The following is a 25,719-nucleotide window of genomic DNA, read 5'->3' as shown; positions in this document are numbered from 1 at the left end:
GGCTACTCGGCGGTGAAGCCGGCGAAGCGGATGCCCCAGCTGATCTCCCACTGCTCGCCCGGGTCGAGCCAGCGCACGCCCTTGCCGGAGTTGAAGGCGTCGGCCGGCGCGGTCATCGGCTCGACGGCGATCGCCATCGATTCGCCGGGGTAGCTGTCGGTGGTGAAGACCTGCACGTAGGCGAACTCGTCGTCGGCCCACACCGAGACGGAGCGGCCGTCGGGCGCCGTCAGCGTGTGCTCGACCGTGCCGTCGACCGAGGCGAGCTCGCCGAACGCGTCGTCGAGCTGCAGGTCGCCCACGCGGCGGCCCTCGCGGAAGTCCCACGGGGTGTCCTCGACCGAGATCTCGCCCGTCGGCAGCAGCCGGTCGTCGACCTCGATGTGGCTGGCGGCGCGGAGCCGGAGCACGAGGTCCTCGGTGGGCACGCCGCCGATCTTCAGGAACGGGTGCGTGCCGACCGCGACGGGCGCCGACTCGCCGCCCTGATTCTCGAGGAAGTGCGTGACCTTGAGCCCGTCCGAGACGAGTTCGTAGCGCACGGCGGTGCGGACGGTGAAGGGGTAGCCCATCTGCGGGTGGATCGTGGCGCTCAACGTCACCGAGTCGCGGTCCTGCTCGACGGGCGTGTACTCGGTGTAGCGGAGCAGGCCGTGGATCGCGTTGCTGCGGGCGGGCTCGGTGATCGCGAGTTGGTACGACGTGCCCTCGTGGGTCCAGACGCCGTCGCGGATGCGGTTCGGCCACGGCACGAGCACGATCCCGGAGCCCGACGGCGGGGTCTCGTCCTCGCCGTAGGACGGCACAAGGTCGATGCCGTTGATCGTCAGCGTGCGCAGGCCCGCTGCGACGGCCGTGACGGTCGCGCGGACATCGCCGGTGGAAGTGGTCGTCTCGAGTTCGAACTGCTCGCCCGTCGGGAGGGTCATGCACTCCACCTTATGGCTGCTCGGCTCCGCGGGCGACGAGGACCTCGAGCCCCGCGTCGCGGAGCTCTCCGAGGAGCACGGCCGGGGCCGCGGCATCCGTCACCAGGGTGTGGAATGCGTCGACCGGGGCGACCCGGCCCAGGTGGACCTCGCCCAGCTTGGACGCGTCGGCGACGACGACCGCGCGCTGCGCGCGGCGCAGCATGAGCGCCTTGACGGAGGCCTCGGGCAGGTTGGCGTTCGTGACGCCGTGGCGCGCGTCGACCCCGTTGCAGCCGAGGAACGCGAGGTCGACGTGGATCTCGTCGAGCACGGACCCGGCGAGCGGGTGCACGAGCGAGTGCTGGCGCGGCCGCAGCGTGCCGCCCGTGACGACGACCGTGAAGCGCGGGATCTCCGGCTCGAGCTCGAGCGCGATCGAGAGACCGTTCGTGAAGACCGTGAGGTCGTCGAGGTCGGTGCGGGCCCGCAGGGCGCGTGCGACCTGCAGGGTGGTGGTGCCGACGTCGAGGATGATGCTCTGACCGCTCCGCACGAGGGCCGCGGCGCGCTGCCCGATGAGCTGCTTGGGCACGACCGAGGCCTCGAGGGCCTCCTCGAAGGTCGGCTCGCGGTCGGGTCGCGGAGCGTCGGGGCCCGCTCCGGCCGGCACCGCGCCGCCGTGCACGCGGCGCACGCGCCCCTCGCGCTCGAGCGCGTCGAGGTCGGCCCGCGCGGTGACGGGCGTCACGCCGAAGGACTCGCTGAGTTCGATGACGCGCACGAAGCCGCGCTCCACGACGAGGTCGGCGGCGAGGGTGCGCCGGCGGCGGGCGTCGCGCGGCGGGCGGTCGGGTTCCATGGGCCCATCATCGCGAGGCGAAGCGCACTTTGCAATACGAAACCCGCTTGTTTCCGAAACGAAGATCGCGTAGCGTGTCGGCGTGCAGCAGACGGAACCCGGCATCCTCGACCCGCGCATCGCGGTGCGCCGCTCGACCCTCGCCGACGGGCGCGAGCTCATCTACTTCGACGACGCCGACACCGTGCTCGGCGCCGAGCGCGCCGTCGACGCGCGAGCGCTCGACCCGCGCCCCGCGACCGCCGAGATGCGCCAGGACCCGCTGACCGGCGACTGGATCTCGGTCGCCGCGGCACGCCAGAACCGGGCGTTCCTGCCGCCCGCCGAAGCCGATCCCCTGGCACCCCAGACCGAGACGAACCCGTCCGAGATCCCGAGCACGTACGACGTCGCCGTGTTCGAGAACCGCTCGCCGTCCTTCGGGCCCGACCTGCCCGACTGGGGCGAGTCGACGGATGCCGCGGCATCCGCCCTCGCCGAGCTGCGCGCCGTCGGCCTGGACCGCACGTACCCGTCGCACGGCCGATGCGAGGTCGTCTGCTTCAGCCCCGAGCACGAGGGGTCGTTCGGCACACAGACCGTCTCGCGCGCCCGCACCGTGATCGAGGCGTGGTCGCACCGCTCCGCGGCGCTGTCGGCGCTGCCCGGCGTCCAACAGGTGTTCCCGTTCGAGAACCGCGGCCGCGACATCGGCGTCACGCTCCCCCACCCGCACGGCCAGATCTACGCGTACCCCTACGTGACCCCGCGCACCGAGCGGCTGCTCGCCTCGATCGACGCGTACGGACCGACGCTGCAGGGCGACATCCTCGACCGGGAGCGCAACGGCGACCGCGTGCTCATCGCGGGCGAGCACTGGACCGCGTTCGTGCCGTTCGCCGCACGGTGGCCGATCGAGGTGCACCTCATGCCCCACCGGCACGTGCCCGACCTCGCGGCGACCGACGAGGCGGAGCGCGCCGAGCTCGCCGGGCTGTACCTGCGCCTGCTGCGCGGCGTCGACCGGCTGTACGACACCCCCACGCCCTACATCGCCGCGTGGCACCAGGCGCCCGTGCACGAGCGCCGCGACGAGGTGCGCCTCACCATGCAGCTCACCAGCCCGCGCCGCGCCGCCGAGCGGCTGAAGTACCTCGCCGGCTCCGAGGCCGCCATGGGCGCCTGGATCGGCGACGTCCCGCCCGAGACCCAGGCGCGCGCGCTGCGCGACGCGATCGAAGGATTCGAACTGTGACCGACGCCGTGGCATCCGCCCAGCAGCGCTTCGCCGAGCAGTACGGGCGCCGCCCGGTCGGCGTCTGGTCGGCCCCGGGCCGCGTCAACCTCATCGGCGAGCACACCGACTACAACGACGGGTTCGTGTTCCCGTTCGCGATCGACCGGCGCACCACCGTCGCCGTCGGCGACCGCGACGACCGCCTCGTGCGCGTCGCCTCGACGTTCTCGCCCGAGACCGTCGAGGTCCACCTCGACGAGCTCTCGCCCGACACCGTCTCGGGCTGGGCGGCGTACCCGCTCGGCGTCGTGTGGGCGTTCGCCGAGTTCGGCGCCGACCTGGCGCACGCACGCGGCGTCGACCTGCACATCGACTCCGACGTGCCCGTCGGCGCCGGCCTGTCATCCTCGGCCGCCATCGAATGCGCCGTCGCCCTCGCCTTGGACGAGCACTGGGCGCTGGGCTTCGATCGGCCGACCCTCGCGAAGGTCGGCCAGCTCGCCGAGAACCGCGCGGTCGGCGCGCCGACAGGCATCATGGACCAGTCCGCGTCGCTGCTCGGCGAGACGGATTCAGCCGTCTTCCTCGACTGCCGCAGCCTCGACGCCGACGTGATCCCGCTCGGCTTCGCCGAAGCCGGCCTGTCGCTGCTCGTCATCGACACGCGCGTCAGCCACTCGCACGCCACCGGCGGGTACGCCGCACGACGGGCGTCGTGCGAAGCGGGTGCGCGAGCGCTCGACGTGGAGTCGCTCAGGTGGCTCGACGTCGACGACCTCGACCGGGCTCGCGAGCTGCTCGACGACGAGACCTTCCGCCGCGTGCGGCACGTCGTGACCGAGAACCAGCGCGTGCTCGACACGGTCCGCACGCTCCGCGAGCAGGGCCCGGGCGCGATCGGGCCGCTGCTCGACGCCTCGCACGTGTCGATGCGCGACGACTTCGAGATCTCGGTGCCCGAGCTCGACCTCGCCGTCGAGACCGCTCAGGCCAACGGCGCGATCGGCGCGCGCATGACCGGCGGCGGCTTCGGCGGCGCGGCGATCGCGCTCGTCATCGACGACCTCGTGCCGGTGGTCGCCCGCAAGGTGCAGGAGGCGTTCGCCGAGCGCCGCTTCCGCGAGCCCGCGATCTTCACGGTGCACGCGGCGCAGGGCGCGCGGCGCGACGCCTGAGGCGCGTTCACGCGTCGGGCCGCGTGGAGGTCACGCCTCGCGCGTCGGTTCGTCCGCGGACCCGGGCTCGACGGGCGTGGGCGTGCCGCCGGTGAGGCGCACGAGCTCGTCGTACGTGGTCGGGAAGACCGTCTTCGCATGCCCGGCCGCGGCCCACACCTCGTCGTAGCGGGCGAGGTCGACGTCGACGAACGTCCGCACGGGCGCCGGGTGCCCGACGGGCGCGACCCCGCCGATGACCTGCCCGGTCGCCGCCTTCACGATCTCCTTCGACGCGCGCCCGATCCGACCGCCGAGGCGCTCGCCGAGCCAGTCGGTGTCGACGCGGTGCGCGCCGGAGGTGAGCACGAGGATCGGCTCGTCGTCGAGCGTGAAGACCAGTGAGTTCGCGATCTGGCCCACCTCGACGCCGAGCGCGTCGGCGGCGAGCTGCGCGGTCGTCACGGCGTCGCCGAACCAGACCACGCGGGGTTCGACGCCCCGCGCCTCGAGGGCGGCGATGACGCGGTCGACGGCGGCGTGCGAGGGGGCGGACTGCTCGGCGGACATGCGTCGATCCTACGAGCGGATGTCGCGGCATCCGCCACGCCCGCCGCGGGACTGCACCGCACTGCCATAGGGTGCGACCGTGAGCCGCGACGCGCCCCAGCCGACACCCGAGCCCGGACCGGGCGGGACCGCGTCGGGCCGGCTGGCCCGACGGCTGGGTCTCCGCGACGCGGTGGCGATCGGGCTCGCCGCCATGGTCGGTGCGGGCGTGTTCGCGGTGTGGGCGCCCGCCGCCCAGGCGGCGGGCGGGTGGCTCCTCGCCGGGCTGGTCGTCGCGGCGTTCGTCGCGTTCGCGAACGCCGGGTCGACCGCGCAGCTGGCGGTGCGTCATCCCGAGGCCGGCGGCGCGTACCGGTACGGGCGGGAACGGCTCGGCGCCTGGCCCGGGTTCCTCGCCGGCTGGGGGTTCGTGGTCGGCAAGACCGCCAGTTGCGCGGCCATGGCGCTGACCGCCGCCGCCTACCTCGTGCCCGCGCCCTGGCAGAAGCCGGTCGCGATCGCCGCGGTCGTCGTGCTCGTGGGCGTCAACGTGCTGGGGGTCACGCGGACGGCGCGCGCGGCGACCGTGATCGTGTCGGCCGTGCTCGCGGTGCTGGTCGTGGTCGTGGCCGCCGGCGTCGCGACGATCGCGGAGGCGGGGTGGGGTGGGGCGGCCGCGGCCGGATCGACCGGGCTCGCGGCGGCACCCGGCCCCTACGGCGTGCTGCAGGCCGCCGCCCTGATCTTCTTCGCCTTCGCCGGCTACGCCCGCATCGCGACGCTCGGCGAGGAGGTGCGCGATCCGACGCGCACCATCCCACGCGCGATCGGCGTCGCGTTCGGCGTCGTGGTCGTCGTCTACGCGGCGGTCGGCACCGCCGCGCTCGGGTCGCTCGGCGCCGTCGCCCTCGCCGGATCGCCCGCGCCGCTCGCCGACGTGGTCGTCGCGGCCGGCTGGGCCTGGGCCGACCCCGTCGTCCGCGTCGCCGCGGGGGTCGCCGCGCTCGGGTCGCTGCTCGCCCTCATCGCCGGGGTCGGCCGGACGAGCTTCGCGATGGCGCGCGACGGGGAGCTGCCGCATCCGCTCACCCGGGTGCACCGACGGTTCGGCGTGCCGCACGTCGCCGAGCTCGCCGTCGGCGCGGCGGTCATCGTGCTCGTCCTCATCGCCGATCTGCGCGGCGCGATCGGGTTCTCGTCGTTCGGCGTGCTCGTGTACTACCTCGTCGCGAACTGGTCGGCGCTGACGCAGCCCGCCGCCGAGCGGCTGGTGCCGCGCTGGGTGTCGTGGTCCGGCGCGATCGGATGCGTCGTGCTCGTGATGACGCTTCCGCTCGTCTCGATCGCGGCGGGCGTGGCGGTGTTCGCGGTCGGGGCGGCGGTGCGCGGCATCCGTCTTCGCGCGGGCCGCCGTCGCTGACGGAGCGGGCCTAGGCTGGGGCGCATGACCGCCGCCGACCCGTCCGCCCGGATCCTGACCATCGCCGACGTGCCCGCGCCCGACATCGACGACACCGCGTTCGTCGCGCCGGGCGCCGTGATCGTCGGCCAGGTGCGCCTGGCCGCGCGGTCGAGCGTCTGGTACACGGCGGTGCTCCGCGCCGAGGCCGAGCCGATCACCCTCGGCGAGCGCTCGAACCTGCAGGACGGCGTGGTCTGCCACGTCGACGCCGGCTATCCGGTCACGATCGGCTCGGGCGTCTCGGTCGGCCATCGCGCGGTGCTGCACGGCTGCACCGTCGAGGACGACTGCCTCATCGGCATGAGCGCGACCGTGCTCAACGGGGCGGTGATCGGCGCGGGCTCGCTCGTGGCGGCCGGCGCGGTCGTGCTCGAGGGCACGGTGGTGCCGCCGGGCTCGCTCGTCGCGGGGGTGCCCGCCAAGGTGCGCCGCGAGTTGACGCCCGAGGAGCAGGCCGGCATCCGCCGCAACGCCGAGGCGTACCTCGCGCACGTCGACCGGCACACGGCGCCCGTCGACTGATCAGTCGCGCGAGCCGGCCCCGACGGTCTCGTCCCGGCTGGGCGTCGCGGTGGGCGTCGCGGCGGATGCCGCGGCCGAACCGTGGACGGGTGCGACCGCCGTGGCGGCTCGCGCCGCATCCGTCGCCGTCCAGCGCCGCAGTCCTCGCCGCACCCGCCGGACGCGGCGCACGACGGCCCGCACCGGCACGCCGATGCCCCACGCGAGCGTGCCCGCGAGCGAGCGGTCGAACGCGCCCAGCATGCGCCGGCGCTCGAACGCCGCACGGAGCGCGCCGCCCCACAGGTCGTGGCGGCGTTCCAGCGGTGGCAGCGGCACGATCTCCCGCGCCTCGACGAGCGCGGTGAGCCGCCGGGCCCAATCGGACTCGTGCGGCTCGTGGAAGTAGTTGTCGGCCAGCCACGCGGCATCCGCGTACCGGAACCGACCCGCGACGAGGTCGGTCGTCGACCCGAACACGCCGGCACCCTCGAACACGGTGTTGATCATCGCCGGCGAGACGCCGAAGTCGTCGACGAGGAGTACGGGCAGGTCGAGGGCGATCGCCTCGAGGGCGGCGGTCGAGCTCACCGTGACGAGCGCGGCGGCCCGGGCGAGGTGCGCGGCCATCGGGCCGTCCTCGACGACGAGGTTGGCGGGCACGCGGTCGAGGTCGGCGAGCAGGTCGGCGTAGTCGTGCTCCTCGGCGTGGGTCTGCGCCTCTCCCGCGCGGGCGCGCACCTTGACGACGACGCGGTGCTCGGGGCGGCGCCGGGCGAGTTCGGCGAGCGCGGCGAGCAGCTTCACGCGGTCGGCGCGCTCGGCGGGCACCTTGGCCTGCGCAGCGAAGACGAGATCGGTGCGCTCGCGCCCGGGTGCCTCGCGGTCGTCCGTCGCGAGGAACGGGAGGGTGGCGAGCCCGAACATCCGGTCGACGCCGAGCGCCCACGCGTTCGCCTCGAACTCGCGCACCTCGCGGCGGCTGTGCAGCACGACGAGGTCGGTCTGCTCGCGGTAGACGACGGCCTTCGGCACGGCCGGGATGGTGAGGCCGGGAAATCCGCTGAGGAGCACCGGCCGGTTCGGGCGGGCGTTCAGGCGTGGTGCGACGACGCGGACGAACGGTCCACGCAGCGAGAGCAGCACCGCGTGCGGGTCGAACGCGTCGAGCTCGGCGTCGAGGTCGTCGAGGTGGCGCACGTGCGCGGCATCCGTGGTGAACGCGGAGCCGGCGAGCGCATCGGCGAGCTGCCGCGGGCTCGGCTGCACGGGCGAGGCGATGACCATCAGGCGGGTGCGCCATCCGCTCGGCAGGGTCGATGCGAGGGCGGCGCCCCACTTCACGTACGAGTCGGAGTCGGCGACGACGAGCAGTCGGCGGCCTCCGCGCGCGTCGCGCGTCGCGGCATCCGTCACGCGAGCACCCGGCGGAGCTTGGCCTTCGGCGCCTCCTCGCCCGGGTAGACGCGCTTGATGCCGTCGCCGAGCGCCTCGCCGATGATGCGGATGTCGCGCACGAGGTGGTCGAGGCCCTGCGGCTCGAGCGAGGCCGAGTGGTCGGAGCCCCACATGGTGCGGTCGAGGGTGATGTGCCGCTCGACGGCCACGGCGCCGAGTGCGACGGCCGCGAGCGAGATCTGCAGGCCGCGCTCGTGCCCGGAGTAGCCGATCGGGACCCCAGGGAAGCGGCGCTTCAGCGCGGGGATCATGAGCAGGTTCGCCTCCTCGGGCGGCATCGGGTAGCTCGAGGTGGCGTGCATGATGACGAGGTTCTCGGTGCCGAGCACGGTGACCGCGCGGTCGATCTCGTCGAGGGTCGACATGCCCGTCGAGAGGATGACCGGCTTGCCGGTGTCGCGCACCGCCTCAAGCAGCTCGAGGTCGGTGACCGATGCCGACGCGATCTTGTGCGCGACGACGCCGTACGACTCGAGGTCGGCGACGGCGGGCGCGTCCCACGGCGACGCGAACCAGTCGAGCCCGTGCAGCGAGGCGTGGTCGGCGATCGCCGCGTACTCGTCGCGGCCGAACTCGACGCGGTGCCGGTACTCGAGGTAGGTCATGGTGCCCCACGGCGTCTCGCGGGGCGTGAGCTTCATGTGCTCGGGCGTCGAGAGGTCGGGCGTGCGCTTCTGGAACTTCACCGCCTGCGCGCCGGCCCGCGCGGCGACCTCGATGAGCCGCTTGGCGAGCTCGACGTCGCCGTTGTGGTTCAGGCCGATCTCGGCGATGACGTAGACGGGCTCGTACTCGCCGATGGCGGCGTGGCCGATGCGCACGGACATGTGGGCTCGCTCTCGTTCAGGGTGCGGGGGCGGGTTCCGGCGCCGGCGGCGCGGCGGGCGGGTGAGCGGATGCCGCGGCGATCGCCTCGCGCTGCAGCCGGGTCGGGTGGGCGGGCTCCAGCTCGCGCGCCTCGCGGGCGGCGGCGCGGGCGTCGCGTTCGCCGCGCCAGTCGTCGTCGACGGATGCCGCGGCGCCGTGGGCCGCGCCGCCACGCGTCGCGGTCGCCGCGACCGCCCCGGCCTCGCGGGCGGCGAGCACGAGCTCGGCCAGCTCGCGCACCGCACCGTGACCGCCGTGGCGCTGCAGCACGTGCCGGGCGCGGGCGAGCGCCTCGGGCGCGGCATCCGGCACGGCCACGGGCCAGCCCACGAGGTCGAGCGCGGGGATGTCGCCGCGGTCGTTGCCGAGGTACGCGATGCGGTCGAGGCGGATGCCGCGCGTCGCCGCCCACTCGCGGAGCGCGGTGCCCTTGTCGGCGAGCCCCTGCACGCAGCCGACGCCGAGCTTCTCGGCGCGGCGGCTCACGACCGGGTTCGCCTCGGCGGAGAGGATGAGAACGGGAATGCCGGCGTCGCGCAGCCGCGCCACGCCCGCGCCGTCGGCCCGAGACACGCGCACCGACTCGCGGCCGAGCTCGTCGAGGCCGGCGGTGTCGTCGGTGTGCACGCCGTCGAAGTCGGTGACGACCGCGTCGACGTCGATGAACGGATGCCGCGGGTCGGCCGGCCACGCCGCGCCGCCGGCCGCGGTCGCGCCGCTGCCGGCAGCCCGCGCGGCCTGCGCCGCGGCGAGCGCACCGGCGAGCCGGCGGTCGATGCGCGGGGCGAGCGCGCGCGCCCGGGCGAGGTCGGCCGCGTCGTCGATCTCGATCGCGAGGTCGGGGTGCACCGGCTGGATGCCGGTGCGACCGAAGAACCGGTGCCGGGCCGCGGTGAACCCGTCGGTGCGGAGCGCGTAGAACGCGCCGGTCTCGAGGTACTCGGGCGCCCGGTCCTGCCGCCGCGGGCGGTTGCCCGGGTCGTGGTTGACGCCGACCGCACTGGCCCCGTCGGCGTCGTCGGCGCGTTCGCGCCAGAGGAAACCGTGCGTCGGCGTGGCCGCGAACACCACGTCGCGCTCACCGCGCTCCACCCGGGAGACGGCCGCGTCGAGGTCGGCGGGGTCGATGAACGGCGACGTCGCCTGGATGAAGACCGTGACGTGCGCCAGCGCCGGCGCCTGGGGCGAGCGGCTCGCGGCCGCGGAGGGCGACACCAGGTCGAGCACCTCGAGCGCGTGGAGCAGCGCCGACTCGCTCGACGCGGTGGCGTTCGCGAGTTCGGCGGGTCGCGCGACCACCTCGGCGCCGGCTGCGCGTGCGACGTCAGCGATCTCGTCGTCGTCGGTCGTGACGACGACGCGTCCGATGCGCTCCGCGGCGAGCGCGGCGTGCACGGCGCGGGCGACGAGCGGCACGCCGCCGACACGGGCGACGTTCTTGCCGGGCAGCCCCTGCGAGCCGCCGCGCGCCGGGACGATCGCGACGGCCGTGCGCGCCGGCGCGTCCCCTCCCGACCCGCCGCCGGTCGTGGCGCGGTCGCCCGGCGCGCCGGCGAGGTCCCCCGACCCGCCGGCACCGTTCCGAGCGAGTCCCCTCGCGCTCGCGCCGGCGGCGGTCGCCTCGGTGAGGTCGGTGCTCATGCCGCGAACCTATGCGCGCCGTTCGTCCGCCCGGTGCACGCCCGGTGAACGTCCGACGTCGTTCAGGCAGCGAGCGGATGCCGCCGCACCCCCGTGCGCTGGGGATAACCTCCTCCCGCCGCGCCGCCGTCGCCTACGGTGGAGCGCATGCCCGAAGCCTCCCCCGCCAGGCCCTCGAGACGGATGCCGCACCCCCGCGCCACCGCCGCCGTGCTGTCGTGCGCCCTGCTGCTCGGCACCGCCGCCTGCGCCTCGCCGGACGGCGACGCGCCCCGCGCCTCCACGACCGCCCCGTCCGCCGCCGCGACCGACGAGCCCATCTTCGCGTCGGACGAGGAGGCGCTCGCGGCGGCGGTGGAGGCGTATGAGGCGTATAGCGAGATGTCGGCACTGATCTCCGCAGAAGGCGGAAAGGATCCCGACCGCATTCGACCGTACGTGTCCAAGGAAATCGCCCCCGGCTACATCACGGAGTTTGAGTCCATCGCCGAGGCGGAGATCCGGTCAAGCGGCGAAGCCCGGATCTTCGGGGCTAAGTTGGCCGAGCACTCTCCCTCGGCTGTGTCCGCTTACCTATGCCGCGACTACTCCGATGTTCGCATTCTGGACTCCGAAGGGAACGACATCACCTCACCGGACCGCCCGACACTCAGCGCGACTCTTGCATGGTTCGAGCCCGCCGACGAGAACTCAAAGACGCTCATTTTGACTGGATCCGAGGAATGGGACGACAATTCGTTCTGCCAGTAGTCGCGGCAGGTTTGGTATTCGCGCTTTCGATCGCTGAGCCCTCCTTCGCGGACGAACCGCTCGACGGAGACTCAGTACTGAGCGGCTGGTTTGCTCAGGATGAGGATGGTGCAAACGGTGCCGCTGTCGGTGGTCAGTACACGCGTCCCGGCACGGACTCGCGACCGGTCGACGGCCACAGCCCCGACCCGGGCCAAGTCGCCGAGGGGATCGGCTTCGGCGGCACCACCGAACCCACTCGCCCCGCCGCTCCCCCGCGCGACATCTGCAGTCCCACGAACCCGACCGACTGCTTCTTCACCGGCGCCGAGCCGACCCCGCCGGCGGGCGAGCCGGCCGTGACGCTTCGCGACGTCGCCACGTTCCAGCCGGCGCCGCACGAGCACACCGCTGAGCCGGCGGGTTGGGCGGTCGTCGACCTCCCGGCGAACGCCGTCGCTGAGGCCGGCACCGTGACGCGATCGGGCACGCTCTTCGCCCGACCAGTGCAGGTGCGGTTCCACCCGGTCGGCTACCGCTGGATGTACTCCGACGGCGCGACCGTCGGCAGCGCCGGTCCCGGTGCGACCTGGGCCGAGCTCGGCCAGCGCGAGTTCACCGCCACGCCGACGAGCCACGTCTATCGCAGCAAGGGCGAGCACACCGCCCGGCTCGACGTGACCTACGTCGCCGAGTACCGCTTCGACGGGTCGGCCTGGCGGTGGATCGACGGCACGCTCGTCGTCCAGGGCACGCCGCAGCCGGTGCTCGTCGGCGACTTCGACACCGTGCTCGTCACCGGGCCGTGCACCACGCACCCGGGCAGCCCGGGATGCGGGTAGCGGTCAGCGGCTGCTGAGCCGGAGCTCCGCCGCCTTCACCACGTTCGCGAGCAGCATCGCCCGCGTCATCGGGCCGACACCGCCGGGGTTCGGCGACAGGTGACCGGCGACCGACGCGACCTCGGGATCAACGTCGCCGGTGAGCCGCCCCTTGCCCGTCTCCTCGTCGGCCACGCGCGTGATCCCCACGTCGAGCACCGCCGCACCCGGCTTGATCCAGTCGGGCTTCACCATGTGCGGCACGCCCACCGCGGCGACGACGATGTCGGCGCGACGCACCTCGTCGGCCACGTCGACCGTGCGCGAATGGGTCAAGGTGACCGTGGCATCCAGCCCCTTGCGGGTGAAGAGCAGGCCGAGGGGACGGCCGACCGTGAGTCCGCGACCGATCACCGCGACGTGCCGCCCGCGGATCGGCACCTCGTACCGCTGCAGCATCTCGACGATGCCGGCGGGCGTGCACGGCAGCGGGGACTGCAGGTCGCCCTCGATGCCGAGCACCAGGCGGCCGAGGTTCGTGGGGTGCAGTCCGTCGGCGTCCTTGTCGGGGTCGATGAGCTCCAGCATCGCGTTCTCGTCGTGCCCCGTCGGCAGCGGCAGCTGCACGATGTAGGCCGTGACCTCGCGAGCCCCGTTCAGGTCGCGGATCGCCGCACGCACATCGGCCGTGGTCGCCGACGCGGGCAGGTCCACGCGGATCGACTCGATCCCGACCTCGGCGCAGTCGCGGTGCTTGCCGGCCACGTACGACCGCGACGCCGGGTCGTCGCCGACGAGCAGCGTGCCGAGCCCCGGCACCACCCCGTGGGCGCGCAACTCGGCGATGCGCGACGCCAGCTCGGACTTCACGGCCGACGCCGTGGCGACGCCGTCGAGGGTGATCGCGGTCATGTGGGTACCTCTTCCGAGCTGGTCAGCGGAGCGGGATGAAGGAGATCCGAGCCGACACGCCGTGGGGCGGATGCCGCGGGCGGCGTGTCGGGAGCGGACTCCTTCGCTGCGACGGGATGCCGGAGGCTCCGGGTCCGGCCGGACCACGATGGGGCAGGCCGGACCCGGAGCTCCGCGAGACTACTGCTGCAGCCCCGGGTAGAGCGGGAACGCCTCGGTCAGCGCCTCGACGCGCGAGCGGAGCGCCGCGACATCCGCCGACGGCTGCAGCGCCAGCGCGATGATGTCGGCGACCTCGGCGAACTCGGCGTCGCCGAACCCGCGCGTCGCGAGCGCGGGCGTGCCGATGCGCAGGCCCGACGTCACCATCGGCGGACGCGGGTCGAACGGCACCGCGTTGCGGTTCACGGTGATGCCGACCTCGTGCAGGCGGTCCTCCGCCTGCTGGCCGTCGAGCTCCGACGTGCGGAGGTCGGCGAGCACGAGGTGCACGTCGGTGCCGCCCGTGAGCACGTCGACGCCCGCGGCGCGCGAGTCGTCGGCGGTGAGGCGCGACGCGAGCAGCTTCGCACCCGAGATGGTGCGCGCCTGGCGGTCCTTGAACTCCTCGGAGGCCGCGATCTTGAACGCGGTCGCCTTCGCGGCGATCACGTGCATCAGCGGGCCGCCCTGCTGGCCGGGGAAAACGTTCGAGTTCAGCTTCTTCGCCAGCTCGGTGTCGCGCGAGACGATGAGGCCCGAGCGGGGGCCGCCGATGGTCTTGTGCACGGTGGTCGAGACGACGTCGGCGTGCGGCACGGGCGACGGGTGCAGGCCCGCGGCGACGAGTCCGGCGAAGTGGGCCATGTCGACCCAGAGCTTCGCGCCGACCTCGTCGGCGATCTCGCGGAACGCGGCGAAGTCGAGGTGGCGCGGGTACGCCGACCAGCCGGCGATGATGACCTGCGGCTTGGTCTCCTTGGCCTTGTCGCGCAGCGCGTCCATGTCGACGAGGAACGTCTCGGGGTCGACGCCGTACGACACGGCGTTGTAGAGCTTGCCCGAGAAGTTCAGCTTCATGCCGTGCGTGAGGTGGCCGCCGTGCGCGAGCTCGAGGCCGAGGATGGTGTCGCCGGGCGTCGCGATCGCCGACAGCACGGCCGCGTTCGCGGTCGCACCCGAGTGGGGTTGCACGTTGGCGTACTCGGCGCCGAACAGCGACTTGGCGCGCTCGATGGCGAGCGACTCGGCGACATCCACGTACTCGCAGCCGCCGTAGTAGCGGCGGCCCGGGTAGCCCTCGGCGTACTTGTTGGTGAGCACCGAGCCCTGCGACTGCAGGACCGACACCGGCACGAAGTTCTCGCTCGCGATCATCTCGAGCGTGTGGCGCTGGCGGTTCAGCTCCTGCTCGAGCACCTCGGCGATCTCGGGGTCGACCTCGGCGAGCGGCTTGTTGAAGACGGAGTCGGCGCCGGCGGCGGTGCCGGGCGCGACGGTGGAGAGTGATTCGGCCAAGACTGGCTCCTTCGAAGATGACATGCGGACCTGCGGAAATCGCCTCGTGCGCGACTCGCGCCCCGAGGCTTCGCGTACCGGCCCAGGCGTGCGGTCGGTCCGTGCCAGTCGCTCCCCGATGGTCACCCATCTCAACGCCAGTCGCGACGCTCGCAAGCATACCAACGGATGCCGCGACCGCACGCCGTGCGTCATCCGCCGACGCGCGCAGCGGGATAACGTGAGCGGGTGAGCTCCCCGCGCGTCGACGTGATCCACTCCGCCCGCCTCGTGTCCGGGGGCGACGTCGTGCCCGAGGCCTGGGTGCGGTTCGACGGCGACCGGGTCGCCGCACGCAGCGTCGGCGACGGATGGCGCGACGGCCTCCCCCGCGACGGCGCCGCCGACGGGGGCGTGACCGTGACGGATGCCGCGGGTCGGTGGCTCGTACCCGGGTTCATCGACCTGCACTGCCACGGCGGGGGCGGCGCCGCCGCCGACGACGGCGAGGACGCGATCCGCACGGTGCTCGCGACGCATCGCGCACACGGCACGACCCGCAGCGTCGTGTCGCTCGTGACGGCGGGCATCGACGAGCTCGAGGGCCGCCTCGGGGCGATCGCCCGCGTCGCGGCATCCGACCCGCTCGTGCTCGGGTCGCACCTCGAGGGGCCGTTCCTCGACCACGACTTCCGCGGGGCCCACGACCCGGCGCGCCTGCGGCGGGCGGATGCGGCATCCGTCGACCGGCTGCTGGACGCGGCCGCGGGCACGCTGCGGCAGATCACGATCGCGCCCGAGCACGACGGGGCGGGCGAGGCGACGGCGCGGTTCGTCGACGCGGGGGTCGCCGTCGCGCTCGGCCACACCGGCGCGGACTTCGCGACCGCCCTCGCGGCGTTCGAGGCGGGCGCGAGCATCCTCACGCATGCGTTCAACGGCATGCGCGGCATCCACCACCGCGCGCCGGGTCCCGTGGTCGCGGCCATGCACGCCGACCACGTCACGCTCGAGGTCATCAACGACGGCGTGCACGTGCATCCCGACGTCGTGCGCCTCGCGTTCGCGGGGGCGGCGGGCCGGGTGGCGCTCGTGACGGATGCCATGGCCGCGACCGGATCGGCGGACGGCCGGTATGTGCTCGGGTCGCTCGAGGTCGACGTGGTCGACGGCATCGCGCGCCTCGCCGAGGGCGGGGCGATCGCCGGCTCGACGCTGACGCAGGATGCCGCGCTCCGCCGCGCCGTGCTCGAGTGCGGCATCGGGCTCGCGGACGCGGTGACCGCCCTCACCGAGACGCCCGCGGCGGCCGTCGGTCGCGCGCACGACCTCGGTCGGCTCGACGTGGGATACGCCGCCGACGCGGTGCTGCTCGACGACGACCTCGCCGTGACCGCGGTCTGGGGCGCGGGCGCGCGACTGGTCTGATCCCCGCGGTCCCGCGGCGCGGGCGTCGGTCGGCTTCGGGCCGGGGCGGAGGCCTGCTCCCCTTCGTCTCCGCTCGCCCGGCCCGCGTGTCGAACCCGCGCCTCGTTCCCCCGATGCGGGTCGTGCCGACCGCGGCCGGCCCGAACTCCGGCCGCGATCTCATCCTGCCTCCCGGAACCCGTGAGCCCGCTGGGAGCATTCCGTGATCTGGCCGAGGAGGTCGGTTCGGGGTGTATCGGCCCCCTACGCCGAGGGCGTGATCGAGCCGGTCGCCGCGGCGACGCGGGCGCGACCGGCCGCCGCGCGCGTCGACGACACGACGACGATCACGGATGCCGCGACGAGCATGACGGCGTACGCGAGCGGAACCGCACCCACGCCGAACGCGCCGAACAGCAGCCCGCCGAGGAGCGCGCCGCCGCCGATGCCGATGTTGAACGCGGTCGTGTAGAGGGCGCTGGCCGCGTCACGTCGCTCGGGCGGGGCGGCCTGGAGCAGGCGCGTCTGCAGCAGCGGCGGCACCGCGCCGAACGCGAAGCCCCACGCGGTGTAGGCGATGACGGCCGGCGACAGGCCGGGCTCGGCGGCCATCACCACCAGGGCGATGGCGATCGCGGTCATCGCGACCACGAGGGCGCGCACGCTGTTGCGGGCGATCGGGCTGCCCGCGACCACGAGGCCCGCGGCGCCGGCGAGCCCCGACGCGAACAGCAGCGGGGCGACCGCCTCGGGCGCGGCGCCGACGACGTCGGTGAGGATCGGCGCGACGTAGGTGAGGGCGGCGTACTGGCCGATCATCACGACCGCCGTGACGACGCACACCGCGAGCACGGCCGCCATGCCGCCGGCCTCCGAGACGCGGATCGCGGCCGTGGAGCCGGTCGCCGGACGGGTCGCGGCCGGCGCCGCGGCATCCGTCGGCAGCACCGCGCGCACCACCAGCGCGCCCACCAGCGTGAGCACGCCCACGAGCGCGAACACCGGCCGCCAGCCGAGGGCCTGACCGAGCGCGGTCGAGATCGGCACGCCCGCGATGAGGGCGATCGTCCCGCCGCCGAGCACCGTCGACACGGCGCGGCCGAGCTGACCGTGGGCCACGAGGCGGGCCGGGTAGGCGCCCACGAGCGCCCAGAACACGCCGTGGGCGACGCCGCCGAGCACGCGCACGGCGACGAGCATCCAGTACTCGGGCACGAGCGCGCTCGCGATGCTCGTGAGGCCGAGCAGGACGAGCACGGCCGTGAGCAGCGTGCGCCGCGGCATCCGTCGGGTGAGCGCGGTGAGCGGGGCGGACGTCACGACGACGGCGAACGCGAAGACCGAGACGAGCAGGCCCACGAGCGGCTCGCCGACGCCGAGGTCGGCGCTCATCTCGGGGAGCAGGCCCATCGGGATCATCTCGATGGTGATGGACAGGAACACCGCCGAGGCGAGCGCGATGAGCGGCTTCCACGGCAGGGCGGCGGTGGGGGTCGCGGCGACGCGCGACGATGAGGTGATCGGCATGAGGTTCATCCGACGGCGTTCCCCGCTCGCGGCGATGCCTGCGGCGGGTCGACTACGCGCTCACGTGCGCGCCCGGGGCCGGCGGTGACCGCACGACCGCGAGCAGTCTACCGCGTGGCATCCGTGCGTCGCCTGAACGCCCGAAACGTCGCGCGACCGCCGGGTACGCTGTCCGGATGATCACGGATGCCACCGAGACCGCGGATGCCACGGGCACGCACCTGAACCACTGGGTCGTCACGCTGAGCTGCACCGACGGCCCCGGGATCGTCCACGCGGTGAGCGGCGCGATCGTCGCCGCGCGCGGCAACATCACCGAGAGCCAGCAGTTCGCGAGCCACGACACCGGCCGGTTCTTCATGCGCGTGCAGGTGGAGTCGCCCGCCGACCGGGCCGAGCTCGAAGCCGCTCTTGCGCCCGTGCGGGAGCGCTGGCAGATGGACCTGCACCTCGACGAGGTGGGCCGGCCGCTGCGCACCCTCGTGCTCGCGTCGACCGCCGGGCACTGCGTCAACGACCTGCTCTTCCGCCAGCGCGCGGGCCAGCTGCCCGTCGAGATCCCGCTCGTGCTCTCGAACCACGGCACGCTGCGCGACCTGGTCGACTTCTACGGCGTGCCGTTCGAGTCCGAGGCGGTCGTCTCGCCCGAGACGAAGGCGGCGTTCGAGCGGCGGATCCTCGATGCGGTCGAGGAGCACGACATCGAGCTCGTCGTGCTCGCCCGCTACATGCAGATCCTCTCCCCCGAGCTGTGCGACGCGCTCGCCGGCCGGTGCATCAACATCCACCACTCGTTCCTGCCCGGCTTCAAGGGCGCGAACCCGTACCGCCAGGCGCACGCCCGAGGCGTGAAGCTCATCGGCGCGACCGCGCACTTCGTCACGAGCGACCTCGACGAGGGCCCGATCATCGAGCAGAACGTCGTGCGCGTGGACCACTCGCGCTCGGTCGCGGAACTCGTCGCGATCGGCCAGGACGAGGAGAGCCGCACGCTTTCGCAGGCCGTGAAGTGGTTCGCCGAGCGGCGCGTGCTGCTCGACGGGCAGCGCACCGTCATCTTCCGCTGAGGCGCGCGGGTATCGGTACGCGCCTCCGGCGCTCCTCGACCACCGGAGGCAGCCGGCGCCGCCGGATCAGCGGAACTCGCGGCGTCCGTTGATGACGCCGCTGACCGCGGCGACCACCGCGAACACGACCGCGATCACGGGCTGGCCCATGACCCACCACGCGATCGCCGCGCTCGAGAACACGGCGATCTCCACGAGCGCCTTCACGAACGGGTCGACGCGGAACACGGCCTTCGGCGATCGGAACAGGGCCCACAGCAGGATCGCGGCGAGCGGCAGGCCGATGCCGAGCAGCACGCCCGGCCACGGCAGCTCGAACGCGACGAACCCGAAGATGCCGAGGGTCACGATCGCGAAGACCTCGAGCAGGAACCGCAGCAGGTCGTTGAAGCCCACCTGGGGCGTGTCGGGCGTGGCGTCGGTCACGAGGTTCAAGCCTAACCGCGGTGACGGATGCCGCGGCATCCGTCACCCGTCCACGCGCGTCCGTCCACCGGCGACGTCAGATGCCCTGCCAGTCGGGCTTGTTCGCCCACGCGTGCCGGTAGTAGTCGGCGTGCTCGAGTTCGGCGGCCGCGGCCTCGTCGACGATCACGGTCGCGTGCGGGTGCAGCTGGATGGCCGAGCCGGGCCGGCTCGCCGACACCGGGCCCTCGACCGCGTCGGCGAGCGCGCGCGCCTTCGCCGCCCCGAACGCGAGCAGCACGAGGTGCCGAGCCCGGAGGATCGTGCCGATGCCCTGGGTGATGCAGTGCACGGGCACGTCGTCGGGCGAGTCGAAGAAGCGCGCGTTGTCGGCGCGGGTCTGCTCGGTGAGCGTCTTCACGCGGGTGGGCGAGGCGAGCGAGGAGCCGGGCTCGTTGAACCCGATGTGCCCGGTTCGGCCGATGCCGAGGATCTGCAGGTCGACGCCGCCCGCCTCGGCGATGGCGCGCTCGTAGTCGTCGGCCGCCGTGCGGATCGTATCGGGGTCGCCGTTCGGCACGCGCACGAGGGACGGCGTGAGCCCGAGCGGCTCCACCACCTCGCGCGTGATGACCGCGCGGTACGACTCGGGGTGCCCGGGCGGCAGTCCCACGTACTCGTCGAGCGCGAACCCGCGCACGCGCGACACGTCGAGGCCGTCGTCGCGCAGGCGCCGGGCGAGCGCCCGATAGGTCGACAGCGGCGTCGACCCGGTCGCGAGCCCCAGCACCGCGTCGGGTCGCGAGCGCACGAGGTCGACGAGCGCGGATGCCGCGAGCTCTCCGGCCTCCTCCTCCGAACCGACGATCACGACCTCGGCCATGCGGGCACCTCCTCCTGGATCGCGGGCGTGCGGAGCGGTTCGGCTCCGCCGGATGGCGCCGGCTCGTCGCCGACGAGCGCGGCGCCGACGGCCGCGGCGGGGAAGCCGCGCGGGATGACCTGCACGCGGGACGCGAGGTCGAGCGAGGCGAGGAACGGCGACGAGGCCGTCCAGTCGGCGAGCACGCGCCGCGTGCCGACGAGCAGGCGGTCGCCGAGCGCGGCGAGCCCGCCGCCGATGACGATGTCGTCGACGTCGGTCGTGAGCGCGAGCAGCCGCACCGCCGATGCGACGCCGGTGAGGAACCGGTCGCGCACGGCGACCGCGGCGGCGTCGCCGGCGTCGGCCCGGTCGAAGAGCTCGAGGCTCGGATGCTTGTGCTCGCTCGGCCACATCGCGGCGAGCGCGGACCCCGACGCGACGGTCTCGAGGCAGCCGCGCTGGCCGCACGGGCAGGGCGCACCGGCCGGGTCGACGGGGATGTGGCCGATCTCGCCCGCGACGCCGCGGCGGCCGCGGAGCAGGTGCCCGTCGAGGACGATGCCCGCCGCGAGTCCGGTGCCGAGGTTGAGGTAGGCCATCGAGTGCGCCCGCTGCCCGTCGGCGAGGCCGAGCAGGTGGTGGGCGCCGAGCGCGGCGGCGTTCACGTCGTTCTCGACGCGCACGTCGACGCCGAGGCGGTCGGCCAGGCGCGGGCCCAGGTCGAGGCCCTCGAGGCCCAGGTTGACGGCGTGCGCGACGCGGCCGGTCGCGCTGTCGACCGAGCCGGGGATGCCGATGCCGATGGAGTGGAAGGCATGCGCGTCGACGCCGGCGAGCTGCGACATCCGCTCGACCGTGCGCAGCGCGGTCTCGACGACCGCATCGGCGCCGAAGCCCGTGGGCATGCGCACCTGGTCGCTGAGGGCGCCGTCGTCGCCGATCGCGACGGCCGCGGTCTTCGTGCCGCCGATGTCGATGCCGAGCCTCACGAGGCCTCCGCCGGCGTCGTGCGCAGGGCACCGTCGATGCGCTCGGCGAACGCCTCGGCGACCGACCGCGACGCACCGAACGTCGCGACGTCGGCGAGCGCGAGGTCGTCGCTCGGCCAGCCCAGGTCGGCGGTCACGACGTCGTCGCGCACCGCGCGCAGGCGCTCGATCGCGTCGACGGCGAACGGATGCCGGTGCAGGTCCTTGCCCACGACGAGCACGGGCCCGGCGAGGCCGGTCGGGTCGGCGAGCGGCGTCGACGCGTCGACCGGCACGATCGCGGCCTCCGTCAGCCAGATCGGCGCCGGGCGGCTCGGGTCGGGAGCGGCGACGAGGGCGAACGGCCCCCACGGCACCTCGCCCACGGCGATGTTCGCCGCCGTGTCGATGCGGACGACGGTGCCGAGGCGCCCCGCACCCGCGAGGCGCTCGAGGGCGCCGGGCGCCTCGTGGAACGACGACGCGATGCGCGCGCCGAGGTCGGCGGGCAGGTCGGCGCTCGTGTCGGCTCCCGACTCGGCGTCGGACGCCGGTGCGAGCGCCCGCACGCGGGCCGCGGCATCCGCCACCCGTTCGGCCGGCAGGCGGCCGGCCTCGATCGCGGCCTCGATCGCCGCGACGATCTCGGCGAGCTGGTCGGCGGTGTTGCCCGTGCCGATGCACAGGAGGTCGCAGCCGGCGGCGAGTGCGCGCACGGCCGCCTCGGGGATGCCGTGCACGCCGCTCGCCCCGGCCATGTCGAGCGCGTCGGAGACGATGACGCCCTCGAAGCCCAGCTCCCCGCGGAGCAGGCCGTGCAGGATGCGGGGAGACAGGGTGGCGGGCTGCTCCGCGTCGAGCTGCGGCAGCAGGATGTGGGAGGTCATGATCGTGCGCGTGCCGGCCGCGATCGCCGCGCGGAACGGTGCCAGCTCGCGCTCGCGGAGCCGCTCGAGCGGCAGGTCGACGACGGGCAGCGCCAGGTGCGAGTCAGTCGCGGTGTCGCCGTGGCCCGGGAAGTGCTTGGCGCTCGCGGCGATGCCCGTCGACTGCACGCCCTCGATCCACGCGGCGGTGTGCCGGGCGACGAGCGCGGGGGTCGCGCCGAAGCTGCGGACGCCGATCACCGGGTTCAGCGGATTCGAGTTGATGTCGGCGTCGGGTGCGAACGTCATGGTGCACCCGACCTCGACGAGGGCGTCGCCCACGGCGCGGCCGATCTCGCGCGTCAGGGACTCGTCGTCGATGCGGCCGAGCACGGCGTTGCCCGGGTACGGCGCACCACGGTCGGCGAAGAGCCGGGTGACGTCGCCGCCCTCCTCGTCGATGGCCACGACGGCGTGCGGGTTCGCGGCGCGCAGGCTCGCGGTGAGCCGGCGGAGCCGGCCGGGCGTGCGCACGTTCGTGGCGAACAGGCACACTCCCCCGAGCCCTTCGGCGAGCAGGCCGAGCAGCCACTCGGGCGCCGTCGGCCCCGTGAATCCGGGCAGCAGCGTGGTCAGGATGTCGCGGCGCAGGTCGCCGGTCGCGGCATCCGTCGTCATGGTGCTCACCCCTTCACCGCCCCGCTCACGAGGCCGCTCGTCATGCGTCCCTGCACGATCAGGAAGAACACGATCACGGGGATCGCCATGAGCGTGGAGCCCGCCATGATCGCCGCCCAGTTCGTGGTGCCGTTGGCGACGAGGAAGGTGCGCAGCCACACCGGCAGGGTCATCATCTCGGGTCGCGCGTTCAGTACGAGCGCGATCACGAACTCGTTCCACGCCTGGATGAAGCCGAACACGCCCGTCGCCACGAGGCCCGGGGCGAGCAGTGGGAACGTGACCCGCCAGAAGGCGCCGGAACGAGAGCATCCGTCGATCATCGCAGCTTCCTCGAGCTCGGCGGGGACGCCGTTCACGAAGCCCCGCAGGGTCCAGATCGTGAACGGCAGCACCGTGGCGACATACACGATCGTGAGGCCGATGAGGGTGTTCAGCAGCTGCCATCCGTCGATGACGCGGAAGATCGAGACGATCATCGCCTCGCCGGGGATCATCTGCACGACGAGGATCACGATGATGAACGTCCGGCGGCTCTTGAACCGGAAGCGGGTGACCGCGAGGGCCGCGAGGAACGCGAAGATCAGCGCGACCGCGACGGTCGTGAGCGTCACGATGAGCGAGTTCAGGGCGGCGGGGGCGAACGGCGTGCGACCCGGGTCGAAGAGCACCGTCGCGTAGTTGCGCAGCGTGAAGTTGTCGGGCCAGAAGTGGATGTCGGTGCCGCGGATCTCGTTGTTCGGCTGGAACGACGTGTTGACCATCCAGTAGACGGGGAACGCGAACAGCGCGAACAGCACGACCGAGAGGGCGCTCCAGCCGATGGTCGACGGGCGGATGCGGCGGCGCCGGGATGCGGCGGGCCGACCGGCGGGGCGGCCGGACGCGGCCGGCTGCGTCCCGGGGGCGACGAGGGCGCTCACAGCTCCTCCTCCTTGACGGTCTGGCGCACGTAGTAGAGCGAGATGGACATGAGGATGATCGCGGTGATGACGGCGATCGCGCCGCCGGTGCCGAAGTCGCCGCCGGCGATCGACACCTGGTAGATGTACACGCCGAGCGTGTTCGTCTGCTCGCGGATGCCGCCGATGTCCTGCAGCGCGAAGATCTGGGTGAACACCTTCAGGTCCCAGATGATCTGCAGGATCGTCGTGATGAGGAAGATCGGCTTGAGGTACGGGAACACGATGAGCCGGAATCGGCTGAACCCGCCCGCGCCGTCGAGCTGCGCGGCTTCGAGCACCTCGTCGGGCACCTGGGTGAGCCCGGCGTAGAGGGCGAATGCGACGAACGGCACCGCGCCCCAGACGATGATGACGCCCGCGACGAGGAAGAAGCTCAGGGGCTCGATGAGCCACGAGTGCTGCGTGTACTGCTCGAGGCCGAACGCGTTCACCAGCACGGAGTTGACGACGCCGTAGTCGGTGTCGAACATCCAGCCCCACACGATCGTCGCCGACAGCGGCGGCATCGCCCACGCGAGCAGCAGCCCGAGCGAGAGCAGCAGGCGGAAGCCCTTCGGCAGGCGCTGCAGGAGCAGGGCGATGAGGGTGCCGAGCAGCATCGTGATGACGACGCACGCCGCGGCGAACACGAGGCTGCGGCCGAGCACCGCGTAGAAGGCGGGATCGGTGAGGACCGACACGTAGTTGTCGAACCACACCCACTCGGGCGGGGCGCCGAAGACCTGCGCCCGGCCGAACTCCTGCATCGACGTGACGAGCAGCTGGACGAGGGGCCAGCCGACGATCGCGGCGAGCACGATCGAGGCCGGCACGAGGAGGGCGTACGGGGTGAGTCCGCCCGTGGGCCGACGACGCCGGGGCGATCGCCGGGGCGCGGGCTGCGGCGCGACGAGCCGTTCGCCGTCGACCGAGCTGACGACCGGGGGCGGGACGCTGTCGGTGGTGGTCATGGGGTTCTCCTGCAGTCGACGGAGGCCGCGGGCGGGGCCCGCTCATGGTTCCGGGCCGGCAGCGTGTGTGGGCGGCTGCCGGCCCGGGGCCTGGAGGACGGGTGCGGTCGCGCGGCCATGCTGCGCGGCCGCACCCGGTCGGGACGGGATCAGCCGTTGAGGATGTCCTCGATCTTCTGGTCGGCCTCCTCGGCGAGCGCCTGGACGTCGCCGCCCTGCGCGATCTTGACGAAGAGGTCCTGCAGGATGCCGGCGGCCTCCACGTCGGCCCACTTCGGCGACGCCGGGGTGAGCTTGGCGTTGCCCGCGGCCGCCGCGATCGCCTGCGCGACCTCGTCGGTGCCGAGGGTGTCGGCGAGCGAGAGCTTGGCCGGAACGAGGCCGTTCTCGCCGTAGATGGTCTGGAACTCGTCGGACAGGATGATCTTCATCGCGTCGAGCGCGAGCTCCGGGTGCTTCGACTTCGCCGAGATGCCGATGTTCGAGCCGCCCGCGAAGACCTGGGCGGCGCCGCCGTCCTTGCCCGGCAGGGCGTAGACGCCGAGGTTGGCCTCCTCCTCGGGGCAGCCCGGGGTCTCGGCGTCGGCCGGCGCGAGGATCGACCACTTGACCCAGCTCGGGGCCGACAGCTGCAGCGTGGTGCCGTCGCAGTAGCCGACCTGCGGGTTGGTCTCGTTGCCGTCCTTGGGCGCGAGCGAGGCGTTGGTCATGACCTGCTGCACCTGCTCGAGCCCGGCGACCGACTCGTCGCTGGAGAGCTGCGCATCCCACTGGTCGCCGTCCGGAACCGCGACCTCGCCGCCGTTCTCCCAGATGTAGGGCAGGGCGTTGTACCAGTCCTGGCCGGGCCACCAGATGCCCGACTTGCCCGGGTTCGCCTCGGCGAGCGCCTCGCCGTTGGCGATGTACTCGTCGAGGTCGCCGGGCACCGAGAGGCCGGCCGCCTCGAGGGCGTCCTTCTTGTAGAACACGAGCCGCGAACCGGAGTAGAGCGGTGCGGCGTAGAACTTGCCGTCGTACGAGCCGGCCTCGACGAAGCCGGGCAGGAGGTCGTCGCCGCCGAGCTCGTCGTAGTGCTCGGTGAGGTCGAGGAACGCGCCTGCCGAGGTGAACGCCGCGGCCTGGGTGTTGCCGACCTCGACGATGTCGGGGCTGTCGGAGCCGGACAGGCTCGTGGTCAGGCGGTCGACCAGGCCGTCCCACGACTGCTCCTCGATGACCAGCGTGGAGCCGGGGTGCTCCTCCTCGAACGTCTCGACCAGGTAGTCGCGCGCGGCGTCGGGCGTGTCGGTGCCGACGAGCCAGACGCGGATCTCGGCGCCCTCGTCGGAGGCGACGTCGCTTCCGGTCGTGGCGCAGCCGGCGAGGGTGAGCGCAGCAGCGGCGCCGAGCGCCGCGATGCCGAGTTTCCTCATTGCTGGGGTTCCTTTCGATGGGACGTGGGGTGGGGCGGGGTGCGTCCACC

At 73.5% G+C, this 25,719-nt stretch carries 24 protein-coding genes and 1 riboswitch; of the genes, 8 read left to right on the top strand and 16 right to left on the bottom strand.

The features are described 5' to 3' along the window. Positions 1-2: 2 nt before the first annotated feature. Together M1L56_RS10610 and M1L56_RS10605 are read right to left on the bottom strand one after the other, a co-directional pair. A complete protein-coding gene (locus M1L56_RS10610; RefSeq protein ID WP_248599212.1) occupies positions 3-929 on the bottom strand; it encodes an aldose 1-epimerase family protein in 927 nt (308 codons plus the stop codon). A 10-nt stretch (positions 930-939) separates the two neighbouring features. Beyond that, entirely contained in the window at positions 940-1,770 is an 831-nt protein-coding gene (locus M1L56_RS10605; RefSeq protein WP_248599211.1) for a DeoR/GlpR family DNA-binding transcription regulator, read from the bottom strand. 82 nt (positions 1,771-1,852) lie between these two features. On the opposite strand from M1L56_RS10605, the gene galT reads away from it, so the two are divergent. Both galT and galK read left to right on the top strand, forming a co-directional pair. Next, entirely contained in the window at positions 1,853-3,004 is a 1,152-nt protein-coding gene (gene galT / locus M1L56_RS10600) for a galactose-1-phosphate uridylyltransferase (RefSeq protein WP_248599210.1), read from the top strand. Beyond that, positions 3,001-4,161 carry a galactokinase gene (gene galK / locus M1L56_RS10595; RefSeq protein ID WP_248599209.1) on the top strand — a complete coding sequence of 387 codons (1,161 nt, stop codon included), beginning with the start codon at positions 3,001-3,003 and terminating at the stop codon, positions 4,159-4,161. Before galT ends, galK begins: the two co-directional genes overlap by 4 nt. A 30-nt stretch (positions 4,162-4,191) precedes the next feature. Here the strand turns inward: galK and M1L56_RS10590 are convergent, their stop codons facing one another. Beyond that, positions 4,192-4,710 (bottom strand): YbaK/EbsC family protein, encoded by a 519-nt coding sequence (locus tag M1L56_RS10590; protein WP_248599208.1) that lies wholly within the window; start codon positions 4,708-4,710, stop codon positions 4,192-4,194. A gap of 79 nt (positions 4,711-4,789) precedes the next feature. Here M1L56_RS10590 and M1L56_RS10585 point away from each other — a divergent pair, with 79 nt between their 5' ends. Together M1L56_RS10585 and M1L56_RS10580 are read left to right on the top strand one after the other, a co-directional pair. Beyond that, entirely contained in the window at positions 4,790-6,109 is a 1,320-nt protein-coding gene (locus M1L56_RS10585) for an APC family permease (RefSeq protein ID WP_374256513.1), read from the top strand. Between the two features lie 24 nt (positions 6,110-6,133). Next, positions 6,134-6,673, top strand: a complete 540-nt coding sequence (locus M1L56_RS10580) for a gamma carbonic anhydrase family protein (RefSeq protein WP_248599207.1) — start codon at positions 6,134-6,136, stop codon at positions 6,671-6,673. Here the strand turns inward: M1L56_RS10580 and M1L56_RS10575 are convergent, their stop codons facing one another. Genes M1L56_RS10575 through M1L56_RS10565 form a run of 3 tightly spaced genes read right to left on the bottom strand, consistent with a single transcriptional unit; the run spans position 6,674 to position 10,618 of the window. Then, positions 6,674-8,068: a DUF6716 putative glycosyltransferase gene (locus M1L56_RS10575; protein WP_248599206.1), complete on the bottom strand. Its 1,395-nt coding sequence runs from the start codon at positions 8,066-8,068 to the stop codon at positions 6,674-6,676. Continuing rightward, positions 8,065-8,937 carry an N-acetylneuraminate synthase family protein gene (locus tag M1L56_RS10570; protein ID WP_248599205.1) on the bottom strand — a complete coding sequence of 291 codons (873 nt, stop codon included), beginning with the start codon at positions 8,935-8,937 and terminating at the stop codon, positions 8,065-8,067. Before M1L56_RS10570 ends, M1L56_RS10575 begins: the two co-directional genes overlap by 4 nt. Positions 8,938-8,953: 16 nt before the next feature. Next, complete coding sequence (locus M1L56_RS10565) at positions 8,954-10,618, bottom strand: acylneuraminate cytidylyltransferase (protein WP_248599204.1); 1,665 nt, start codon at positions 10,616-10,618, stop codon at positions 8,954-8,956. A 147-nt stretch (positions 10,619-10,765) separates the two neighbouring features. Here M1L56_RS10565 and M1L56_RS10560 point away from each other — a divergent pair, with 147 nt between their 5' ends. Beyond that, positions 10,766-11,368, top strand: coding sequence for a hypothetical protein (locus M1L56_RS10560; RefSeq protein ID WP_248599203.1), 603 nt, complete (start codon positions 10,766-10,768; stop codon positions 11,366-11,368). A 338-nt stretch (positions 11,369-11,706) separates the two neighbouring features. Continuing rightward, a complete protein-coding gene (locus tag M1L56_RS10555; protein ID WP_248599202.1) occupies positions 11,707-12,189 on the top strand; it encodes a hypothetical protein in 483 nt (160 codons plus the stop codon). A 3-nt stretch (positions 12,190-12,192) separates the two neighbouring features. Here M1L56_RS10555 and M1L56_RS10550 read toward each other — a convergent pair whose 3' ends face one another. Together M1L56_RS10550 and glyA are read right to left on the bottom strand one after the other, a co-directional pair. Then, positions 12,193-13,080, bottom strand: a complete 888-nt coding sequence (locus M1L56_RS10550; RefSeq protein WP_248599201.1) for a bifunctional methylenetetrahydrofolate dehydrogenase/methenyltetrahydrofolate cyclohydrolase — start codon at positions 13,078-13,080, stop codon at positions 12,193-12,195. Between the two features lie 180 nt (positions 13,081-13,260). Then, positions 13,261-14,577 carry a serine hydroxymethyltransferase gene (gene glyA, locus M1L56_RS10545; RefSeq protein WP_067945088.1) on the bottom strand — a complete coding sequence of 439 codons (1,317 nt, stop codon included), beginning with the start codon at positions 14,575-14,577 and terminating at the stop codon, positions 13,261-13,263. 73 nt (positions 14,578-14,650) lie between these two features. Next, positions 14,651-14,732: riboswitch (ZMP/ZTP riboswitch) on the bottom strand. Between the two features lie 73 nt (positions 14,733-14,805). On the opposite strand from glyA, the gene M1L56_RS10540 reads away from it, so the two are divergent. Beyond that, complete coding sequence (locus M1L56_RS10540) at positions 14,806-15,984, top strand: N-acetylglucosamine-6-phosphate deacetylase (protein ID WP_248599200.1); 1,179 nt, start codon at positions 14,806-14,808, stop codon at positions 15,982-15,984. A 243-nt stretch (positions 15,985-16,227) separates the two neighbouring features. Here the strand turns inward: M1L56_RS10540 and M1L56_RS10535 are convergent, their stop codons facing one another. Further along, positions 16,228-17,490 carry an MFS transporter gene (locus M1L56_RS10535; RefSeq protein ID WP_248599199.1) on the bottom strand — a complete coding sequence of 421 codons (1,263 nt, stop codon included), beginning with the start codon at positions 17,488-17,490 and terminating at the stop codon, positions 16,228-16,230. A 176-nt stretch (positions 17,491-17,666) separates the two neighbouring features. Between M1L56_RS10535 and purU the strand changes: the two genes are divergently transcribed. Then, entirely contained in the window at positions 17,667-18,557 is an 891-nt protein-coding gene (gene purU / locus M1L56_RS10530) for a formyltetrahydrofolate deformylase (RefSeq protein ID WP_248599198.1), read from the top strand. Between the two features lie 66 nt (positions 18,558-18,623). Here purU and M1L56_RS10525 read toward each other — a convergent pair whose 3' ends face one another. The 7 genes from M1L56_RS10525 to M1L56_RS10495 form a co-directional block, all read right to left on the bottom strand. Next, on the bottom strand, positions 18,624-18,983 hold the full coding sequence (locus M1L56_RS10525) for a YrdB family protein (RefSeq protein WP_248599197.1): 360 nt from the start codon (positions 18,981-18,983) through the stop codon (positions 18,624-18,626). 76 nt (positions 18,984-19,059) lie between these two features. Then, a complete protein-coding gene (gene nagB, locus M1L56_RS10520; protein ID WP_248599196.1) occupies positions 19,060-19,845 on the bottom strand; it encodes a glucosamine-6-phosphate deaminase in 786 nt (261 codons plus the stop codon). Continuing rightward, positions 19,830-20,816, bottom strand: a complete 987-nt coding sequence (locus tag M1L56_RS10515; RefSeq protein WP_082846870.1) for an ROK family protein — start codon at positions 20,814-20,816, stop codon at positions 19,830-19,832. The genes nagB and M1L56_RS10515 overlap by 16 nt, the downstream gene beginning before the upstream one ends. Further along, complete coding sequence (locus tag M1L56_RS10510; RefSeq protein ID WP_248599273.1) at positions 20,813-22,339, bottom strand: glycoside hydrolase family 3 protein; 1,527 nt, start codon at positions 22,337-22,339, stop codon at positions 20,813-20,815. Before M1L56_RS10510 ends, M1L56_RS10515 begins: the two co-directional genes overlap by 4 nt. Before the next feature lie 5 nt (positions 22,340-22,344). Further along, on the bottom strand, positions 22,345-23,262 hold the full coding sequence (locus tag M1L56_RS10505) for a carbohydrate ABC transporter permease (RefSeq protein WP_369798119.1): 918 nt from the start codon (positions 23,260-23,262) through the stop codon (positions 22,345-22,347). Further along, entirely contained in the window at positions 23,259-24,254 is a 996-nt protein-coding gene (locus tag M1L56_RS10500) for a carbohydrate ABC transporter permease (protein ID WP_248599195.1), read from the bottom strand. Before M1L56_RS10500 ends, M1L56_RS10505 begins: the two co-directional genes overlap by 4 nt. A 149-nt stretch (positions 24,255-24,403) precedes the next feature. Next, positions 24,404-25,669, bottom strand: a complete 1,266-nt coding sequence (locus tag M1L56_RS10495; protein WP_248599194.1) for an extracellular solute-binding protein — start codon at positions 25,667-25,669, stop codon at positions 24,404-24,406. Positions 25,670-25,719: the final 50 nt, after the last annotated feature.

Source organism: Agromyces sp. C10, from assembly GCF_023217995.1.
GTDB lineage: Bacteria > Actinomycetota > Actinomycetes > Actinomycetales > Microbacteriaceae > Agromyces > Agromyces indicus.
This window is presented reverse-complemented; position numbering and strand designations above follow the sequence as displayed.

What these genes read in the sequence shown, in the direction of transcription:
- M1L56_RS10610 (WP_248599212.1), bottom strand. Translation starts at nt 929, where the DNA reads ATGACCCTCCCGACGGGCGAGCAGTTCGAACTCGAGACGACCACTTCC.
- M1L56_RS10605 (WP_248599211.1), bottom strand. Translation starts at nt 1,770, where the DNA reads ATGGAACCCGACCGCCCGCCGCGCGACGCCCGCCGCCGGCGCACCCTC.
- M1L56_RS10590 (WP_248599208.1), bottom strand. Translation starts at nt 4,710, where the DNA reads ATGTCCGCCGAGCAGTCCGCCCCCTCGCACGCCGCCGTCGACCGCGTC.
- M1L56_RS10580 (WP_248599207.1), top strand. Translation starts at nt 6,134, where the DNA reads ATGACCGCCGCCGACCCGTCCGCCCGGATCCTGACCATCGCCGACGTG.
- M1L56_RS10570 (WP_248599205.1), bottom strand. Translation starts at nt 8,937, where the DNA reads ATGTCCGTGCGCATCGGCCACGCCGCCATCGGCGAGTACGAGCCCGTC.
- M1L56_RS10565 (WP_248599204.1), bottom strand. Translation starts at nt 10,618, where the DNA reads ATGAGCACCGACCTCACCGAGGCGACCGCCGCCGGCGCGAGCGCGAGG.
- M1L56_RS10560 (WP_248599203.1), top strand. Translation starts at nt 10,766, where the DNA reads ATGCCCGAAGCCTCCCCCGCCAGGCCCTCGAGACGGATGCCGCACCCC.
- M1L56_RS10550 (WP_248599201.1), bottom strand. Translation starts at nt 13,080, where the DNA reads ATGACCGCGATCACCCTCGACGGCGTCGCCACGGCGTCGGCCGTGAAG.
- M1L56_RS10535 (WP_248599199.1), bottom strand. Translation starts at nt 17,490, where the DNA reads ATGCCGATCACCTCATCGTCGCGCGTCGCCGCGACCCCCACCGCCGCC.
- purU (WP_248599198.1), top strand. Translation starts at nt 17,667, where the DNA reads ATGATCACGGATGCCACCGAGACCGCGGATGCCACGGGCACGCACCTG.
- nagB (WP_248599196.1), bottom strand. Translation starts at nt 19,845, where the DNA reads ATGGCCGAGGTCGTGATCGTCGGTTCGGAGGAGGAGGCCGGAGAGCTC.
- M1L56_RS10510 (WP_248599273.1), bottom strand. Translation starts at nt 22,339, where the DNA reads ATGACGACGGATGCCGCGACCGGCGACCTGCGCCGCGACATCCTGACC.
- M1L56_RS10500 (WP_248599195.1), bottom strand. Translation starts at nt 24,254, where the DNA reads ATGACCACCACCGACAGCGTCCCGCCCCCGGTCGTCAGCTCGGTCGAC.
- M1L56_RS10495 (WP_248599194.1), bottom strand. Translation starts at nt 25,669, where the DNA reads ATGAGGAAACTCGGCATCGCGGCGCTCGGCGCCGCTGCTGCGCTCACC.